General features: G+C 70.2%; 15 protein-coding genes. 6 read left to right on the top strand and 9 right to left on the bottom strand.

Annotated features, from left to right (window positions below):
• Positions 1-3,506: multifunctional oxoglutarate decarboxylase/oxoglutarate dehydrogenase thiamine pyrophosphate-binding subunit/dihydrolipoyllysine-residue succinyltransferase subunit (locus DN771_RS14075; RefSeq protein ID WP_116998185.1), on the top strand; the 3,506-nt coding region annotated here is incomplete at its 5' end.
• A gap of 82 nt (positions 3,507-3,588) precedes the next feature.
• On the opposite strand, the gene tpx is transcribed toward DN771_RS14075, so the two are convergent.
• A complete protein-coding gene (gene tpx / locus DN771_RS14070) occupies positions 3,589-4,086 on the bottom strand; it encodes a thiol peroxidase (protein WP_116998184.1) in 498 nt (165 codons plus the stop codon).
• A gap of 170 nt (positions 4,087-4,256) precedes the next feature.
• Positions 4,257-5,075 carry a sugar phosphate isomerase/epimerase family protein gene (locus tag DN771_RS14065; protein WP_116998164.1) on the bottom strand — a complete coding sequence of 273 codons (819 nt, stop codon included), beginning with the start codon at positions 5,073-5,075 and terminating at the stop codon, positions 4,257-4,259.
• 90 nt (positions 5,076-5,165) lie between these two features.
• Here DN771_RS14065 and DN771_RS14060 point away from each other — a divergent pair, with 90 nt between their 5' ends.
• Positions 5,166-6,143: a hydroxyacid dehydrogenase gene (locus tag DN771_RS14060; protein WP_116998163.1), complete on the top strand. Its 978-nt coding sequence runs from the start codon at positions 5,166-5,168 to the stop codon at positions 6,141-6,143.
• A gap of 19 nt (positions 6,144-6,162) precedes the next feature.
• Here the strand turns inward: DN771_RS14060 and DN771_RS14055 are convergent, their stop codons facing one another.
• Complete coding sequence (locus DN771_RS14055; protein WP_116998162.1) at positions 6,163-6,876, bottom strand: hypothetical protein; 714 nt, start codon at positions 6,874-6,876, stop codon at positions 6,163-6,165.
• 112 nt (positions 6,877-6,988) lie between these two features.
• Between DN771_RS14055 and DN771_RS14050 the strand changes: the two genes are divergently transcribed.
• Positions 6,989-8,602, top strand: a complete 1,614-nt coding sequence (locus DN771_RS14050; RefSeq protein WP_116998161.1) for a long-chain fatty acid--CoA ligase — start codon at positions 6,989-6,991, stop codon at positions 8,600-8,602.
• 4 nt (positions 8,603-8,606) lie between these two features.
• Here DN771_RS14050 and DN771_RS14045 read toward each other — a convergent pair whose 3' ends face one another.
• Complete coding sequence (locus tag DN771_RS14045) at positions 8,607-9,269, bottom strand: NADPH-dependent FMN reductase (protein WP_205528586.1); 663 nt, start codon at positions 9,267-9,269, stop codon at positions 8,607-8,609.
• A gap of 101 nt (positions 9,270-9,370) precedes the next feature.
• Here DN771_RS14045 and DN771_RS14040 point away from each other — a divergent pair, with 101 nt between their 5' ends.
• A complete protein-coding gene (locus DN771_RS14040; protein ID WP_116998160.1) occupies positions 9,371-10,237 on the top strand; it encodes a helix-turn-helix transcriptional regulator in 867 nt (288 codons plus the stop codon).
• Between the two features lie 41 nt (positions 10,238-10,278).
• On the opposite strand, the gene DN771_RS14035 is transcribed toward DN771_RS14040, so the two are convergent.
• The 5 genes from DN771_RS14035 to DN771_RS14015 all read right to left on the bottom strand — a co-directional run bounded on the left by DN771_RS14035 (position 10,279) and on the right by DN771_RS14015 (position 15,199).
• Positions 10,279-11,736: an amidase family protein gene (locus DN771_RS14035; protein ID WP_116998159.1), complete on the bottom strand. Its 1,458-nt coding sequence runs from the start codon at positions 11,734-11,736 to the stop codon at positions 10,279-10,281.
• Positions 11,737-11,742: 6 nt separating this feature from the next.
• Entirely contained in the window at positions 11,743-12,528 is a 786-nt protein-coding gene (locus DN771_RS14030; protein ID WP_227462348.1) for an SDR family NAD(P)-dependent oxidoreductase, read from the bottom strand.
• Between the two features lie 62 nt (positions 12,529-12,590).
• On the bottom strand, positions 12,591-13,370 hold the full coding sequence (locus tag DN771_RS14025) for an amino acid ABC transporter ATP-binding protein (RefSeq protein WP_116998158.1): 780 nt from the start codon (positions 13,368-13,370) through the stop codon (positions 12,591-12,593).
• Between the two features lies 1 nt (position 13,371).
• A complete protein-coding gene (locus DN771_RS14020) occupies positions 13,372-14,241 on the bottom strand; it encodes an amino acid ABC transporter permease (protein ID WP_116998157.1) in 870 nt (289 codons plus the stop codon).
• A 31-nt stretch (positions 14,242-14,272) separates the two neighbouring features.
• Positions 14,273-15,199, bottom strand: a complete 927-nt coding sequence (locus DN771_RS14015; protein ID WP_116998156.1) for an ABC transporter substrate-binding protein — start codon at positions 15,197-15,199, stop codon at positions 14,273-14,275.
• A 119-nt stretch (positions 15,200-15,318) separates the two neighbouring features.
• On the opposite strand from DN771_RS14015, the gene DN771_RS14010 reads away from it, so the two are divergent.
• Positions 15,319-15,990, top strand: a complete 672-nt coding sequence (locus tag DN771_RS14010; RefSeq protein WP_116998155.1) for a TetR/AcrR family transcriptional regulator — start codon at positions 15,319-15,321, stop codon at positions 15,988-15,990.
• Entirely contained in the window at positions 15,987-17,120 is a 1,134-nt protein-coding gene (locus tag DN771_RS14005) for a ferritin-like domain-containing protein (RefSeq protein ID WP_116998154.1), read from the top strand. Before DN771_RS14010 ends, DN771_RS14005 begins: the two co-directional genes overlap by 4 nt.
• Positions 17,121-17,162 lie beyond the last annotated feature (42 nt).

Raw genomic sequence — 17,162 nt, 5'->3', positions numbered from 1 at the left:
CCGTCGCCGCCACCCCCGCGCCCGCCGCGCCATCGGTCGCTCCAGCCGCGCCATCGGTCGCTCCGGCTGCGGCGCCAGCGCCCGCAGCCGCTCCGGCCGTCAAGCCCGCCGCCGCCGCCAAGCCGGCGGCTGCCGATGGCGACGAGCCCGGCGTGCCCATCCGCGGCGTCGGCGCGGCGATCGCGACCAACATGACCAAGAGCCTCGAGGTGCCCACGGCCACGAGCTTCCGCAACATCCCGGCCAAGCTGCTCGAGGTCAACCGCAAGGTCGTCAACGGGTATCGCGAGCGCAGCGGTGCCGGCAAGATCAGCTTCACCCACCTCATCGGCTACGCGATCGTGCGGGCGATCGACGAAGCGGTGCCCAACATGCGCAACGCCTTCGCGGTCGGTGCCGACGGCAAGCCCCGTCTCGTCGTCAACGACACGGTCAACATGGGCCTCGCCGTCGACGTCGACAAGGGCGACGGCACGCGCACGCTCGTCGTGCCGGTGGTCAAGGGCGCGAGCGACATGGACTTCGCCCAGTTCCTCGCCGCCTACGAGGAGATCATCCGCAAGGTCAAGAACAACAAGCTGACCATCGACGACTACCAGGGTGCCAACGTCACGCTCACCAATCCCGGCACGATCGGCACCGTGCAGAGCGTGCCCCGCCTGATGCCCGGCCAGGGCGTCATCGTCGGCGTCGGCAGCATCGACTACCCGGCCGAGTTCGAGGGCGCCGACCGCAAGAACCTGTCCTCGCTCGGCATCTCCAAGGTCGTCACGGTCACCAGCACCTACGACCACCGCATCATCCAGGGCGCCGAGAGCGGCCTGTTCCTCAAGCGGGTCCACGAGCTGCTGCTCGGCGAGCACGGGTTCTACGAGCAGATCTTCGCCAGCCTCGACATGCCCTATCAGTCGGTCGAGTGGCACCCCGACGTCAATCCGATCGACCGTGAGGAGGCGATGCTGCACAAGCAGATGCAGGTCGCCACGCTCATCCGCGTCAACCGGGTCCGCGGCCACCTCATCGCCGACCTCGACCCGCTGCGCTGGAAAGAGCCCGTGATGCCGGCCGAGCTCGATCCGTTCACCTACGGCCTCACGATCTGGGACCTCGACCGCGAGTTCCTCACCGGGGGCGTCGGTGGTGTCGACAAGTTGCCGCTCGGCAAGCTGCTCGGGGTCCTTCGCGACGCCTACTGCCGCACCATCGGCGTCGAGTACATGCACATCCAGGACACCGAGGAGCAGCGCTGGATCCAAGAGCGCGTCGAGCGCACCCAGGTGCCGTTCGACAAGGACCAGAAGCGCCGCATCCTCGAACGGCTCAACGCCGCCGAGGCGTTCGAGAAGTTCCTCGCCACCAAGTACGTCGGCACCAAGCGCTTCGGGCTCGAGGGCGCCGAGTCGGCGATCCCGATCCTCGACGAGATCCTCACCCAGGCCGCCGACGCCGGGCTCGACTCCTCCGTCATCGGCATGGCCCACCGCGGCCGCCTCAACGTGCTGTCGAACATCATGGGCAAGAGCTACGACGCCCTGTTCCGCGAGTTCGAGGGCCACATCGACCCCAATTCGGTCCAGGGTTCGGGCGACGTCAAGTACCACCTCGGGGCCACCGGCAAGCACCTCAGCCCGAGCGGCGCCGACATCCGCCTCGAGCTCGCCGCCAACCCGAGCCATCTCGAGACCGTGGGCCCGATCATCACCGGCATGGCCCGCGCCAAGCAGGACCGCATCGAGCCAGCCGGCTCGTACCCGGTGCTGCCCATCAGCATCCACGGCGACGCAGCGTTCGCCGGCCAGGGCGTGGTGGCCGAGACGCTGGCCATGAGCGACATCACGGGCTACCGCGTCGGCGGCACCATCCACCTCATCATCAACAACCAGATCGGCTACACCACGGCGCCCGAGTTCGCCCGCTCTTCGATCTACTGCAGCGACGTCGCCAAGACCGTGCAGGCGCCGATCTTCCACGTCAACGGCGACGATCCCGAGGCGTGTGTGCGGGTGGCCAAGCTGGCGTTCGACTACCGCCAGCGGTTCCACAAGGACGTCGTCATCGACATGTGGTGCTACCGGCGTCACGGTCACAACGAGGGCGACGATCCGAGCTACACGCAACCGTTGATGTACAAGGCGATCGCCGAGCACCGCAGCGTGCGCAAGCTGTACGTCGAGGCCCTCGTGCGGCGCGGGGACATCACGGTGGAGGAGGCCGAGCAGGCGCTCGGGGACTTCCAGGGCAAGCTGCAGGCGGCGCTCGACGAGACGCGGGCCCAGGCCCCCGCCGTGCACAAGGTGGCCCGGCCGCCGAAGCCCGTCGGCGTGCTCCCGCACATCCCCACCGGGGTCAGCGCGGCCACGCTGTCGAAGATCTTCGGGGCCCTCACCAACTACCCCGAGTGGTTCACGCCTCACCCCAAGCTGGCCAAGCAGTTCGAGACGCGGGCCAAGCTGTTCGCCGACCACGAGGTGGACTGGGGCACGGCCGAGGCCCTGGCCGTCGGGTCGCTCATCGTCGAGGGGCACAGCGTGCGCCTGGCCGGCGAGGACTCACGGCGCGGCACGTTCGCCCATCGTCACGCCGCGCTCATCGACTACGAGAACGGCGAGACGTGGATCCCCCTGAACCACCTCGGCGAGGTCGAGGGCCTCGAGTCCAACGGTCGCTTCTGGGTGTACGACTCGCTGCTGTCTGAGTACGCGGCGATGGGATTCGAGTACGGCTACGCCCACTCGTCGCCCGAGACGCTGGTGATGTGGGAGGCGCAGTTCGGCGACTTCGTGAACTGCGCCCAGGTCATCGTCGACCAGTACATCGTCGCCGCCGAGGACAAGTGGGGCCAGCAGAACGGGCTCGTGCTGCTGCTCCCGCACGGGTATCACGGCCAGGGCCCCGAGCATTCGTCGGCCCGCATCGAGCGCTTCCTCACGGCGGCCGCCGAGGACAACATCCAGGTCGTCAACGCCACCACCGCGGCGCAGTTCTTCCATCTGCTGCGGCGCCAGGTGTACACCGAGCGGCGCACGCCGCTCGTGGTGTTCACGCCCAAGGAGGGCCTGCGCCTCAAGCAGACCCGGTCGCGCATCGATGAGCTCACCACCGGGTCGTTCCAGGAGGTTCTCGACGATCCCGGCGTGGGCGATCCCGACTCCGTGGAGCGCATCGTGTTCTGCAGCGGCAAGGTGGCGTGGGATGCGATGGCCGAGCGCGACCGGCGCGAGGCGCCCGTCGCGGTCGTCCGGGTCGAGCAGCTCTACCCGTTGCCCACCGACCAGATGCTGTCGATCGTGAAGCGCTACCCGAACGCCAAGCAGCTCGTCTGGCTCCAGGAGGAGCCGGAGAACATGGGCGCCTGGGCGTTCATCGAGAGCCGCACCTGGCGGGTGAAGCAGCAGGGCTACGACCTGCGCCACGTGGCTCGCGTCGAGTCCGGCAGCCCCGCCACCGGCTCGAAGGCCATCCACGATCAGGAGCTCGCCGACCTGATGGACGACACCTTCGCCTGATCCCGTCGTTCATGTCATGCCAGGGCGCCTGAACGGGCGCCCTGGCAGGACACGAAGGAAGCGGCGTCAGGCGAGCTCGGCGTCAGGCGAGTGCAGCGAGCGCAGCGTCATAATCGGGCTCGTCGGCGACCTCGCCGACGAGCTCGGTGTAGGCGACGTTGCCGTCGGCGCCGATGACGACCACGGCGCGCCCGAGGAGGCCGGCCAGCGGGCCGTCGCTGAACGTCAGGCCGAAGTCGTCGCCGAAGGAGCTGCGGAAGCCGGAGGCCGTCTTGACGTTCTCGATGCCCTCGGCGCCGCAGAATCGGCTCTGCGCGAACGGCAGGTCGTTGGAGACACAGAGCACCGTGACCCCCTCGCGCTCGGCAGCGAGCTGGTTGAACGTGCGCACGCTGGTGGCACACGTGGGCGTGTCGATCGACGGGAAGATGTTGAGCACGACGGGTGTTCCGGCGAAGTCGCCGCTGGCGACGTTGCCGAGATCGCCGCCGGTGAGGGTGAACTCGGGCGCCGGTGAACCGACTGCCGGGAGCTCGCCGACCGTGTGGATGGGGTTGCCGCGAAGGGTGACTTCTGCCATGGACGCAGTGTAGGGAGCCGACCAGCGTCCGGCCGGAACGAGCCGCACGGGGGCCGGCGGGGGCGGCGCGACGGGCGGCTGTTCTGGTGGAGCCGAGAGGCCGCGCCAGGGCCTTTTCGCGCCGGCAGAAGGGATCGGGGCGGGCGTCTCGCCGCCTTCGGTCGTCGCCATCACGGGGTCCGACGTCCAGGACTGGGATACCCCTCCCAAGCCCTGACGAGCTCGGTCGCCGCGTTCAGCGCGTCGGTCAGCGGCGGCGCGGTCGGGAACCACTTCGACTCCCACTCGAGGCTGAGCCAACCGTCGGGGACGATCTCGAGGGCGAGGGCGGCGATGTCGCCAAGCGGCAGCGCGCCCGTCCCGGGGAGCACCGGCGTCAGGTCGGACGACGAGGCGACGTCCTTGATCTGCACGTAGGCGATCCGCTCGCGCAGGGCCGTGGCCGTCTCGGCGGGTGGCTCGCCCGCGAGCCACGGGTGCAGCGCATCCCAGATCGCCCGAACCGACGGGTGGTCGACCCGGTCGAGCACACGGGCCACGTCGGTCCCGCGGCGGTGTGAGTCGTGGGTTTCCAGCGCGAGTGAGACGGGCACGTCGGCGAGGGCGCGGGCGGCGGCACCCAGGCACGCGACGGCGGCTTCGTCGCTCTCCGCCGGCCGTTCCGAGTCCCCACCGGGAAACACGCGCACGTACGGCGCGCCGACGTCGGCGGCGAGCCTGGCGTGAGCGACCAGCTCGGCGACGACCGCATCGGTGTCGGCATCGGGATCGGCCACGCGGATGTACGAGGCGACGGCGATCGGTCCGACCCCCGCATCGGCGAGGGTCCGTCGGACCTGGTCACGCTGCGGCATCGAGAGCCCGACGTGGACCGGCTCGTCCGGACCTGCCCGGAGCTCGACGGCGGTCCAGCCGCTGGACACGGCGAGGCGCACCACCGAGGCGAGCGGGTCGCCACTGCAGCCCAGCGTCGAGAACCCCAGTCGCATGGGCGCGACCCTAGGGCGGCGGCGGGGCAAGCTGGAGACGTGCCATCGGGACCTGTCGCCAGCAACGCTCGCCCCCTGGCCGTGGCGGCGATGGAGCCCGGCCTGTTCGACCGACTGTTCGACGAGGCGGCGCTCGACCGTCTGCACCAGGCCGTCGACCTCGCCCCCGATGTGCTCACCCCGACCGACGAGCCGGCGTCGGCCGCCGCCCTCGCCCGGGCCGAGGTGCTCGTCACCTGCTGGGGAGCCCCGACGCTCACCGCCGAGCTGTTGGGTCGCGCCCCGCGGCTGCGCGCCGTCGTCCACGCTGCGGGCACGGTCAAGCACCTGGTGACCGACGAGATGTGGGAGCGCGGCATCGTGGTCTCGTCGGGCGCAGCGGTCAACGCCCGGCCCGTCGCCGAGTTCACGCTCGCCGCCATCCTGCTGGCGAACAAGCAGGCGTTCCAGCTGTCCCGTCGCTACGCCGTCGATCGATCGGCGTGGGAGCCGGCGTCCATGCCCGGCGACATCGGCAACCACCGCCGCGTGGTCGGCGTGATCGGCGCCTCGCGGATCGGCCGCCTCGTCATCGAGCTCGTGCGACCGTTCGACCTCGACGTGCTGCTGCACGATCCGTTCGTGACGCCGGTCGATGCCGCCGCCCTCGGCGTCGAGCTGGTCGGTGTCGACGAGCTCTGCACCCGGTCCGACGTCGTCACCCTCCACGCCCCGGCCTTGCCGTCGACCCGTCATCTCATCGACGCTCGACGTCTCGCGCTGCTGCGCGACGGGGCCACGCTGATCAACACGGCGCGGGGGACCCTCGTCGACACCGCGGCGCTCACCCGCGAGCTGAGCACCGGGCGGATCGCCGCCGTGCTCGACCACACCGATCCTGAGCGGCTGCCCGACGATTCGCCGCTCTACGGTCTGCCCAATGTCTTCCTCACGCCGCACATCGCCGGGTCGTTGGGCAACGAGCTCCGGCGCCTGGGCGACTCGGCGGTGGCCGAGGTGGAGCGCTTCGTGGCCGGCGCGCCGTTCGCGCACGGTGTCGACCGGGAGCAGCTGGGCCGGTTGGCCTGAGCGGCGCCCGCGCCGGCGATCAGGGCGCGGCGCCCCGACGCAGATTGCGCACGTTGACGAGGACGACGAGGGCGATCGAGATGCCGATGGCCCAGATCTGGTACCGGTCGATGAACTTCATCACGTCGTCGATCTGGCCCTCGAAGGCCTTGGCGAGCCACCAGTACAAGGCGAGGCGGCCGGCGATGCCGATGGCCAGCAGCACGGCGAGGCGGCCCGGCGACGTGCGCCGCACGCCCGTCAGGGCGGCGACGATGTTGCTGCCGACGAAGAACGGGATCACGACGATCTCGGCCCGGTCGAGTCCCCGGTGATAGCTCTCGAGCGCCTCGGGCGTCACGCCGAGGTAGCGGGTGAACACACGGAGGACCCCGTTGCGGTAGGCGCGCCCGGCCAGGTGGCACACGACGAACGCGGCGGCGATCCGCAGCGTGCCGATGATGATGTACGGCACGACGCCGATGCCGGCGGCGACCGCGGCCACGAGGAACCGGACGCGCGAGCTCAGTGCCAGGAGGCCGGCCGGACGCTCGTTGTCCCACTTCGCCCACACGGCGTTGGCGATGTTGGAGCAGATCACGAGCCCGGCGAACGCCACGATCGTCAGCGGCCCCCACCACGGCGCCGGCTCGGACAGCTCCGCCAGTTCGGCCTCGGTCAGGTGCTTCTCGTCGTCGCGCCCGTCGGGACCATCGACGCCGGGACCGTTCAGACCGGTGTCCGCCTCGCTCATCGCCGGGCACGCTAACGGTACGGCGGCGCTCGCGCCGCACGCGCGCCGTCGACCGGGCCCGCCGGGCGTCTCTGCGTGCAGCCGGACTCGACCGCTCGTCTACGGTTCGCACATGCACGGACTGATGCAGGACACACCCCTGTCGATCACCCACCTGTTCGACAGGGCCGAGCAATTCTTCGCCCACAAGACCATCGTCACGGCCGTCGCCGGCGACCGGGAGCGCACCACCTATGGGGCCTGGGCCGAACGCACGCGACGCCTGGGCGGCGTCCTCGACACGCTCGGGATCTCACCCGACGCACGGGTGGGCACGTTCGGGTGGAACACGGCCCGCCATCTCGAGCTGTACTTCGCCGCGCCGTGTTCCGGTCGGGTCCTCCACACCCTCAACATCCGCCTGTTCCCCGAGCAGCTCACCTACATCGTCAATCACGCCGACGACGAGGTGATCTTCGTCGATCGATCGCTGCTCGGCCTGCTCGCCCCGCTCCTGCCCACGTTCGAGCGGGTGAAGCATCTCGTGCTGATGGACGACGGCCGGGGTGACATCCCCGAGGCGTCGGCCCTCGCCGGTCACGAGCTGCTCGATTACGAGGAACTGCTGGCGGCGGCGTCACCGGTCGAGTGGGCGACCGTCGACGAGAACCAGGCGGCCAGCATGTGCTACACGAGCGGCACCACCGGCAACCCCAAGGGGGTCGTCTACAGCCACCGCAGCACGTTCCTCCACACGATGGGCGTGATGACGGCCGATTCGCTCGGCGCCCGGGAGTCCGATCGCATCCTGCCCGTCGTGCCGATGTTCCACGCCAACGCCTGGGGACTCGCCCACGCCGCCGTGGCCGTCGGCGCCGACCTGATCATGCCCGGCGCCGACCTGTCCGGGAAGGCCATCGCCGACCTGGTGGTCGAGGAGAAGGTGACGATCGCCGCCGGCGTCCCCACGATCTGGATGCAGGTCCTGCCCGAGCTCAAGGGCCGCGACACGTCGAGCCTGCGCACGATCCCGTGTGGCGGATCGGCGGTGCCCAAAGCCCTGTCGGAGGCCTACCGCCAGCAGCTCGGGCTGCCGATCCTCCAGGCGTGGGGGATGACCGAGACCAGCCCCGTCGCATCGGTCGGGCGCCTCGACGGCGACGAGGAGTCGCTCTCCGACGAGGCCAAGGCCGACCTGCGCACCGGCATCGGCCGGCCGTCGTTCTGTGTCGACATCCGCGTCGTCGAGCCCGACACGACCACGCCCGTTCCCCGTGACGGCCAGACGAGCGGTGAGCTCCAGGCCCGGGGGCCGTGGATCGCCGCCACGTACTACAACGACGAGCGAGCGGGGGAGAGCTTCACCGACGACGGCTGGTTGCGCACGGGCGACGTCGCCACGATGGATGCGCGTGGCCGCCTGCGCATCACCGACCGCACCAAGGACCTGATCAAGTCGGGTGGCGAGTGGATCTCGTCGGTCGAGGTGGAGAACGAGCTGATGAGCCATCCCGAGATCAAGGAGGCCGCCGTCATCGGCGTGCCCGATCCGCGCTGGACCGAGCGCCCGCTCGCCTGCGTCGTGCTCGAGGAAGGGTCCACGCTCACGCAGGAGGACATCATCGCCTTCCTCGCCCCGACGCTCGCCAAGTGGCAGCTCCCCGACCGGGTCGAGTTCATCGACGAGGTGCCCAAGACCAGCGTCGGCAAGTTCTCCAAGAAGACGTTGCGCGAGCGATTCGCCTAGTGCGTCACTGGTTCGCCGGCGCGGCGGCAGTCTCCATCGCGGCCCGCATTCGCCAGATGCCGGGAAGGTGCTCGCCCTGCTGGCGCGCCGACTTCAACGCGCGACCCCACCAGGCGAGGTCGTCGAGGGCGATGCCCAGGGCCGCCGCGCTCACCGGATCCGTCGGCGCGCCCGTCTCGTCGAAGGCCGCGGTCACGTTGGGAACGAGCACGGCGTTGCGCAGCGGGACCGCCTCGGCCTCGACCACGATGTGGGCGAGGTGCTCGATGGCCCGGATGGCGCCACCGGCGCCCGCTGAGTAGCCCACGGCGGCGACCGGCTTGTTGCGGAAACCGAACGACAGCCAGACACTGTCGACGGCGTTTTTCAACACGGCGGGGATGCTGTGGTTGTACTCCGGGGTGATCATCACGAACGCGTCTCCGCCCTTGATGATGTCGTTCCACCGCTTGATCAGCGGGTCGGAGTAGGTCGGGTCGTTGATGTCGCCGATCGTGCCGGCGTGTTCGGCGAACATCGGCAGCGGCCAGTCGCGCAGGTCGAGCACGTCGACGGCGAAGTCGCCGTGGGACCGGGCCGCCGCTTCCACCCACGGGGCGACGAGATCGGCCGCCCGGGTCGGGCGGGTGCTGCCGATGATGATCTTGAGGTTCAGGGGAGTGCTCACGAGGCCATCGTCGGCCTCGGGCCCCCCGGCGGGAAGGCCGGGGCGAGAGTAGTAGTGGCAGGGCCAGGCTGCCGCCGCCGTCCTGTGCGATCCTGGACCCGGTGGCCTCCGAGCTCGGTGACTTCCTCCGCTCGCACCGCGAGCGCCTCTCTCCTGAGGACTTCGGCTTCCGGGGAGGTGGCCGGCGCCGCACGCCCGGTCTGCGGCGGGAAGAGGTGGCCACGCTGGCCGGCATCAGCATCGAGTACCTGATCCGTCTCGAGCAGGGTCGCGACACGAGTCCGTCGCAGCCGGTCCTCCACTCGCTCGCCGCCGCGCTGCGGCTCGACGATGCCGAGCGCAAGCACCTCGTCATGTTGGCGATGCGCGAGCAGGACTCCGGCGTCTGCCGGGCAGGCGCCCGGCCCATCGAGACCGTGGCGCCATCCGTGACGCTCTTGCTGCAGCGGCTCGGACCGTCGCCCGCGGTGGTCCTCGGACCGTACGGCGACCTGCTGGCGTGGAACGGCACGTGGACCCGCCTCCTCGCTCCCGTCGGCCTGCTCGACGGCCCGCGCCCCAACCTCGTGCGCTTCGTGTTCACGCACCCGTCAGCGCGGACCCTGTACGCCGACTGGGACGCGGTGGCCGACGCCCACGCCGCCCAGCTGCGAGCGGCGGCGGCGTCGTGGCATCTCGACCAGCGCGTCCACGACCTCGTCGCCGAGCTGTCGGCCGAGCCCGAATTCGCCCGCCGGTGGTCGGCTCATCAGGTGGGCGACGAGAAGCGGGGAGCGACCCGACTCCAGCACCCGACACTCGGCCCGCTGGCGGTGCGATTCGAGATCCTCCTGCTCGCCGACCACTTCGACCAGCGACTCCTCGTGTGGCTGCCCGACGACGCGCCCACCGACGCCGCCTTCACCGGCCTCGCCGGCAACGACACCGACGGCCCCGCGGCGTCGGTCACCCGCCTGCGGGTCGTCTGACGGATGTGCCTGACGGGATCTGCCGAGCACCTCCCGTCAGGTCACCAGCCAGGCGGGCGCTGGAAGTGGTACCACTCGCGCTCGAGGAGTTGGGCGAATCGCATCGTGGTGCGGTCGTCGAGATAGCCGCCGATCGCCTGGAGGCCGAGGGGCAGCCCTGACGAGTCAAGCCCCGCCGGGAACGCCGTGGCCGGCTGGCCGGCGAACACGGCCCACATCGGGTAGACGATGTTCAGGCCGTAGGCGACCTCGACGCCGTCGATGAGCAGCGTCCGCTTCGACTGTGGCCCCTCCACGTGCTCGAAGGCCGAGCCGAGTGCGGTCGGGGCGATCAGGACGTCCCACTCGGAGAAGAAGGCCCGCCACGCCGCGCGGGCTCGCTCGCGACGCGCCAGGAGGTCGCGCAAGCCGTGGGCGGTCAGGGTCATGCCGTCGGCGGTGGCCTCGGCGATCGGGCCGCCACCGCGCAGACGCTGGGCGTGGGCCTGCAGCTCGTCCGGGGTCTTGCCGTACGGCACCGTCATCACGGTGAGCAGGCGGTGGTAGTCCTCGCGGTAGGCGTCGACGTCGACGTCCGGCATCGCCTCGCGCACGGTCGCCCCCTGGGTCGAGAGGAACGACGCCAGCTCGTCGACCTTGCCTTGCATGTCGGCGGACGGGCGGACCCAGGGGAGCGTCGGCATCACGGCCACCCGGAAGTCACCCAGCCGGTCGTGGCGCGCCGGGGGCAGGTCGAGGCGCCACCCGGCATCCTCGCCCTCCACCGGACCGGCGACCACGTCGAACAGCAGCTCGAGATCGATCGCGCTTCGGGCGAGCGGGCCTTGCACGCCCATCAGGACCCAGGGGTTCGGCACGTCGTCGCCTGGGAGTGACCCGTGACGGGGAATCGCCGTCTCGGAGGGGCGATGCCCGTAGACGCCGCAGTACGCCGCCGGGACCCGGATCGAGCCGCCGATGTCGCTGCCGATCTCGAGGGGCGTCAACCCCGCGGCCAGCGCCGCGGCGCCGCCTCCGGTGCTCCCGCCCGGCGTCCGGGTCGGGTCCCAGGGGTTGTTCGTACGGCCGTAGACCTGGCTGTTGGCCTGCCAGTCCCCGAGCGCCTCCGGGATGTTGGTCGTCCCCAGCAGGCACGCTCCGGCGGCGAAGACGTCGCGCGCGATGGGTCCGTCCGTGGCTGGACGATGGTCCTTGAAGGCGACCAGCCCGGCGCTGTGCGGCAGCCCGGCGACCTGCGTGGACTCCTTGAGCGTGATGGGCAGGCCGAGCAACGCCGGACGGTCGCCACCGCCTCGCCGGCCACCGGCCCGGAGCTCGTCGGCGCGCCGGGCCGCTTCCAGCGCCCGATCGGCGGTGGGGACGACGATCGCGTTGATCTCGGCGTTGCGCTCGTCGATGCGGGCCAGATGGTGGTCGACGAGCTCCACCGAGCTGATCTCGCCGGCGTCGAGGGCCGCCAGCTGCTCGGTGGCGCTCGACCAGTGATCGACGGCGGCCATGGCGACCTACCGGGCGTCCCAGCCGCCGTCGACGGCGATCGTCTGGCCGACGACGTAGCTGCTCGCATCGGACGCCAGGAACAGCAGGACACCGTCGAGCTCGTGGTCGAGACCGGCCCGGCCCATCGGGGCGTTGCGCTTGACGAACTCGATCGACCCGGCGTCGCTCCACATGTCCTCGGTCATCTCGGTGGGGAACCAGCCCGGGGCGATGGCGTTCACCCGGATCCCGCGCCGCGCCCACTGGCAGCCGAGCTCACGGGTGAGGTTGACCACGCCACCCTTCGACGCGCAGTACGACGCCTGCTTGATGGGAGCCGAGGCGTTGAGGCCGAGGATCGACGCGATGTTGATGATCGATCCGTGCCCGCTCTGGCGCAGCGGCTCGTACGCCAGCTGGGACAGTACGAACACGGCGTTGAGGTTGACCTCGACGACCTTGCGGAACGTGCCGACCGGCTCCGTCTCGGCGGCGCCGGTGTAGCCGATGCCCGCGTTGTTCACGAGCACGTCGAGGCGACCGCCGATCTCGGTGGCCGTGGCGACGAGACGCTCACAGTCGTCGTCGTTGCCGACGTCGGCGGTGACGGGGTGGACCCGGTCGCCCAGTTCCTCGGCCAGCGCGGCGAGGCGTTCCGTGCGGCGCGCCGACGCGATGACGGTGGCGCCGGCCGCGTGGAGGACCCGGGCGAAGCGGGCGCCGAGCCCGGAGGACGCTCCGGTGACGATGGCGACGCGGCCGTCGAGGCCGAACAGGGACGAGATGGAAGGGGAGGGAGCGATGTCGACCACGGCGGCGACAGTAGTGAGCATCGCCGACGCCCGACGACGTCAGGACCCGTGCGCCAAGACGCCTACAGGCGGCCGGCGTCGATGACCCGCTGCAGGAACTCGCGGGTGCGCGGCTCGACGGGGTCACCCAGCACCTGCTCGGGCGGGCCGGATTCGATGATTCGGCCGGCGTCGAGGAAGCAGACCGTGTCGGAGATCTCCCTGGCGAAGGCCATCTCGTGGGTGGCGAGGAGCATCGTCATGCCGTCGTTGCGGAGCGTGCGCACCACGTCGAGCACCTCGCCCACCAGCTCCGGATCGAGCGCCGAGGTGATCTCGTCGAGCAGCATCACCTCGGGGTGCATCGCGAGCGAGCGGGCGATCGCCACCCGCTGCTGCTGACCGCCCGAAAGTCGGTCGGGATAGCTGTCGGCCTTGTCGGCGAGCCCGAAGCGCGCGAGCAGGGCAACGGCGTCGGTGACGATCGCCTCCTTGGACGCGATCTTCAGCCTGCGTGGTGCCATCGTCACGTTCTGCAGCACCGTGCGGTGCGGGAACAGGTTGAAGCTCTGGAAGACCATGCCGATGCGGCGCCGCACCGGATTCGGGTCGAGCCCGGGCTGGCTGATGTCGACGCCGTCGAGCAGCACGGCGCCGTCGTCGATCGGTTCGAGCAGGTTGACGCAGCGCAGGAGCGTGCTCTTACCCGATCCCGACGCCCCGATGAGAGCGACGGCCGAGCCGGCCGGCACGGAGAGGTCGATGCCGCCGAGCACGCGGTGCGCGCCGAAGTCCTTCACCACCCCGATCAGGTCGAGCTTGCTCTCGGCGCCGTGCCACGCCGGCCAGGTGAGCGCGGTCATGTCAGCGCACCGCCGTCCCCGACATGCGTCGGCGTTCCTTGGTCAGGAGGTAGTCGGTGAGGCGTGTGAGCGGGACCGACAGGCACAGGAAGAAGCACGCCGCGACGAGGTACGGCGTGAAGTTGAAGGTCCGGGCGTTGATGATGCCGGCCCGCCGCATCGCCTCGACCGGTCCGACGAGGCTGACGAGGGCGACGTCCTTCTGCAGGCTGACGAGGTCGTTCATCAACGGCGGGACCACGCGCCGGATCGCCTGGGGCAGGATGACCGACCGCATCGTCTGCCCGGCCGACAGCCCGAGCGACCGGGCGGCCGCCCGCTGCGACTCGTGCACGCTCTCGATCCCGGCGCGGAAGACCTCGGCCACGTAGGCCGAGTACACCATCACCAGAGCGGCGCCGGCCCAGATCACCGCCCGGCCGTACCACTCGCGGGTCTGCAGCAGCCCGGGCACGCCGAAGCCGAGCATCGTGATCCACAGGATCACCGGGACGCCCCGGACGATGTCGGTGTAGACGATCGCGAACAGCCGGATCGGGAACAGCGCCGGCGCCCTGGCGTTGCGAGCGCTGGCGATGAGCAGACCGACGATCAAGATGGTGGGCGCGCAGACGAGGAAGATCTGGATGTCGAACCAGAACTCGCTGGCGATCGGCCCGACGGCGTCGCGGAAGTGCGGCCAGCTGAAGAACGTCTCGCGGACGCGCTGCCAGCCCGACGTCCGCGGCAGGAGCAGGACGACGAGGCCGACGACGACGATCGTGCTGCTCGCCGCGATCGCCGTCGCTCGCCTGCGCTGGCGTCGCTCGTAGGCCTGACGCCGGGTCCGGGTGCCGCCGAGACGTGGAGGTTGCGGTACCGCGTCGGTCAACGGGGGCCTGGACTCGGCGTGGTGCGGGGACTCAGCCGTCGATGTCGAGGAACGGCACCTCGATGCTGCTGCTCATCCATTCGGCGGTGATGGCGTCGAGCTCACCCGACTGCCGCAGCGACAAGATGGCGTTGTCGACGCACTCGACGAGCGGGTTGTCCTTCTCGAAGAGCAGCCCGAAGCTGCTCCCCGGCGCCACGTCGGTGGGCTGGAACTGGCCGAACACGGCGCCGTCGTCGAGCTGCGCAGCGGCCACGTAGAGGGCGGTCGGCAGGTCGGCGACGAGGGCGTCGATCTGCTGAGCCCCGAGGGCGGCCACCGCGGCAGCGTTGTCGTTGTAGACCTGCACCTCGGCCTCGGGCTGGATGATCTCCTCGACGAACGCGAGGCTCGTCGTGCCGGCGGCGACGCCGAAGCGCAGCGCCTGGAGGTCGGACAGCGAGGCGGCCCCGGCAGCCGCCGAGTCGGACGGGCCGACGATGGCCTGGTTGCTCGTGTAGTACGGGAGGCTGAACGACACGGTCTCCTGGCGCTCGGGCGTGATGTCGTACTGCTGCAGGTTGAAGTCGAAGTCCTTCAGCCCGGGCGCGAAGCCCTCCTCGAACGTGGTGCGGACCCACTCGACCTGTTCGGGTTCGAAGCCGAGCTGGGCGGCGACGGCGTAGGCGACCGCCGATTCGAAGCCCTCGCCAGACGTCGGATCGTCGTCGATGACGTAGGGCGGGTAGGCCGGCTCGCCGGTGGCGATGGTGAGCACGCCCTCCTCGAGCGTCAGCCCTTCGGCGCACGCCGCCGGGTCGGGAATGGTGCCCGAGGCTGCCGAGTCGACCGACTGGGTGTCGTTCGGCCCTGACTCGCCGGCAGCGGACCCCGGCGGCGCCGACGCGGCGGCCGTGGCCCCGACGGCGAGAGCGGCAAATGACGATGTGAGAGCGGCCAGAGCAGTGCGACGACGCATGCGACAACGCTACCTCTCGGGCCGATCGGTCCCGGAACGCGTGGGCCGGCCGATCGGGGCACGTTCGAGAGCGGGGCTTGACGGTGAGACGAAAATCGTCTTACTGTCTCAGTGTGACGATGGACACCGCCCAGGCGGGTGATCGCGCTGGCGATCGCACGAGCTCCGCGACCGCGTCGGTCGAGGTACGCATCCTGCTGGCGGCGCGGGAATGCTGTGAGCGCTGGGGCCGGGAGAAGGTCACCATCGACGACATCGCCGCTGCTGCGAGGGTGTCGAGGGCGACGATCTACCGGATGTTCCCGGGCGGCAAGGACGTCCTGTTCGAGGCGCTCCGCGTGCACGAGCTCGAGGAGTTCTTCGCCGAGCTCGAAGCAAGCGTGGTCGGCGCCGGGTCGCTGCACGAGCTGCTCGTGCGCACCGTCGTCACGGCCACCCAGCACCTCCGCGAGGACCAGCACCTCGCCCTCGCTCTGGCCGCCGAGCCGGGGGAGGTGCTCTCGCAGCTGACGTCCGAGGGCGTCCCGCGCATCGTCCGATTCGCCACGGCGTTCCTCGTGCCGCTGCTCGATCCCTACCTCGACCGACGCCAGGCGCGCGTCGTCATCGAGGTCCTCAGCCGCCTGACGATCTCCTACTTCCTCGCGCCGAGCGACCTCGTCGACCTCGGCGACACGGAGTCGGCGTCGGCGTTCCTCACGCCGTTCATCGACGTCCTCACCACACCAGCCGCCATTCCTGCACCAGCCGGCACACCAGCCGCACTCACCACCCCGGGGGAACCAGCATGACCATCACCCATCGCGACAACGACGCCATCCTCGGTCGCGACGACGTCGACGACATCGAGGCGATCCTGTCGGTCACCAACTCCGACGTCGACGAGATCCAGCACATCGTCGCCGACAACGCCGACGCCATCTTCACGTGGGACTACTCGCTCGCCCGGCCGCATCTCCGCAAGCTCTACGAGAAGGCCAAGGTCGGTCAGTGGAACTCCACGACCGACCTGCCGTGGGACACCGAGGTCGACCTCGAGAAGGTGGTCACCGAGGATCAGTCGGCGATCAGCGCCGGCCTCTCGCCCGACCACTACGACGGCACGATCATCGAGAAGTGGGACGACAAGCAGTGGCTCCAGTTCGGTCTCGACAACCGGCGCTGGACGCTGTCGCAGTTCCTCCACGGCGAGCAGGGCGCGCTGCTCTGCACGGCCAAGATCACCGAGACGGTGCCGTGGTACGACGCCAAGCTCTACGCCTCCACGCAGGTGATGGACGAGGCCCGTCACGTCGAGGTCTTCGCCCGCTACATCGACGAGAAGCTCGAAGGCGGGTTCCAGGTCAACGCCCACTTGCGCCTGCTCCTCGACGACATCATCAACGACAGCCGCTGGGACATGACGTACCTGGGCATGCAGGTGATGGTCGAGGGCCTGGCGCTCGCCGCCTTCGGCTTCATGCACCAGCTCACGTCGGAGCCCCTGCTCAAGCAGCTGCTCCGCTACGTGATGAGCGACGAGGCCCGCCACGTCGCCTTCGGCGTGCTGTCGCTGAAGGAGGTCTACGACGGCATGACCGACGCCGAGATGAAGGACCGCCAGGAGTTCGCCTTCGAGGCCGCCGTCCGGATGCGCGATCGCTTCCTCGCCCAGGAGGTGTGGGAGAAGCACGGCGTGAACCCCAAAGACGTCGTGCCGCTCATCCTCACCGACCCGACCCGTGACCTCTTCCAGACGATGCTGTTCTCGAAGATCGTGCCCAACTGCAAGAAGCTCGGGCTGCTCGACCGCAACGACCAGTGGCTGCGCCGCCGGTTCGAGGAGATGAACGTCATCCAGTTCGAGGACCTCGAGGACACCGGCGAGGAATACGTCAAGTTCGCCCTCGACGAGGGCGACGAGCCGGCCAACATCACCTGACCCCCGATCGCCACCGGCGTAACGGATGGTGCCAGGCACCAT

Source organism: Desertimonas flava (genome assembly GCF_003426815.1).
Taxonomy (GTDB): Bacteria; Actinomycetota; Acidimicrobiia; order Acidimicrobiales; family Ilumatobacteraceae; genus Desertimonas; species Desertimonas flava.
This window is presented reverse-complemented; position numbering and strand designations above follow the sequence as displayed.

What these genes read in the sequence shown, in the direction of transcription:
- tpx (WP_116998184.1), bottom strand. Translation starts at nt 4,086, where the DNA reads ATGGCAGAAGTCACCCTTCGCGGCAACCCCATCCACACGGTCGGCGAG.
- DN771_RS14065 (WP_116998164.1), bottom strand. Translation starts at nt 5,075, where the DNA reads ATGCGACTGGGGTTCTCGACGCTGGGCTGCAGTGGCGACCCGCTCGCC.
- DN771_RS14060 (WP_116998163.1), top strand. Translation starts at nt 5,166, where the DNA reads ATGGAGCCCGGCCTGTTCGACCGACTGTTCGACGAGGCGGCGCTCGAC.
- DN771_RS14055 (WP_116998162.1), bottom strand. Translation starts at nt 6,876, where the DNA reads ATGAGCGAGGCGGACACCGGTCTGAACGGTCCCGGCGTCGATGGTCCC.
- DN771_RS14050 (WP_116998161.1), top strand. Translation starts at nt 6,989, where the DNA reads ATGCACGGACTGATGCAGGACACACCCCTGTCGATCACCCACCTGTTC.
- DN771_RS14035 (WP_116998159.1), bottom strand. Translation starts at nt 11,736, where the DNA reads ATGGCCGCCGTCGATCACTGGTCGAGCGCCACCGAGCAGCTGGCGGCC.
- DN771_RS14025 (WP_116998158.1), bottom strand. Translation starts at nt 13,370, where the DNA reads ATGACCGCGCTCACCTGGCCGGCGTGGCACGGCGCCGAGAGCAAGCTC.
- DN771_RS14015 (WP_116998156.1), bottom strand. Translation starts at nt 15,199, where the DNA reads ATGCGTCGTCGCACTGCTCTGGCCGCTCTCACATCGTCATTTGCCGCT.
- DN771_RS14010 (WP_116998155.1), top strand. Translation starts at nt 15,319, where the DNA reads ATGGACACCGCCCAGGCGGGTGATCGCGCTGGCGATCGCACGAGCTCC.
- DN771_RS14005 (WP_116998154.1), top strand. Translation starts at nt 15,987, where the DNA reads ATGACCATCACCCATCGCGACAACGACGCCATCCTCGGTCGCGACGAC.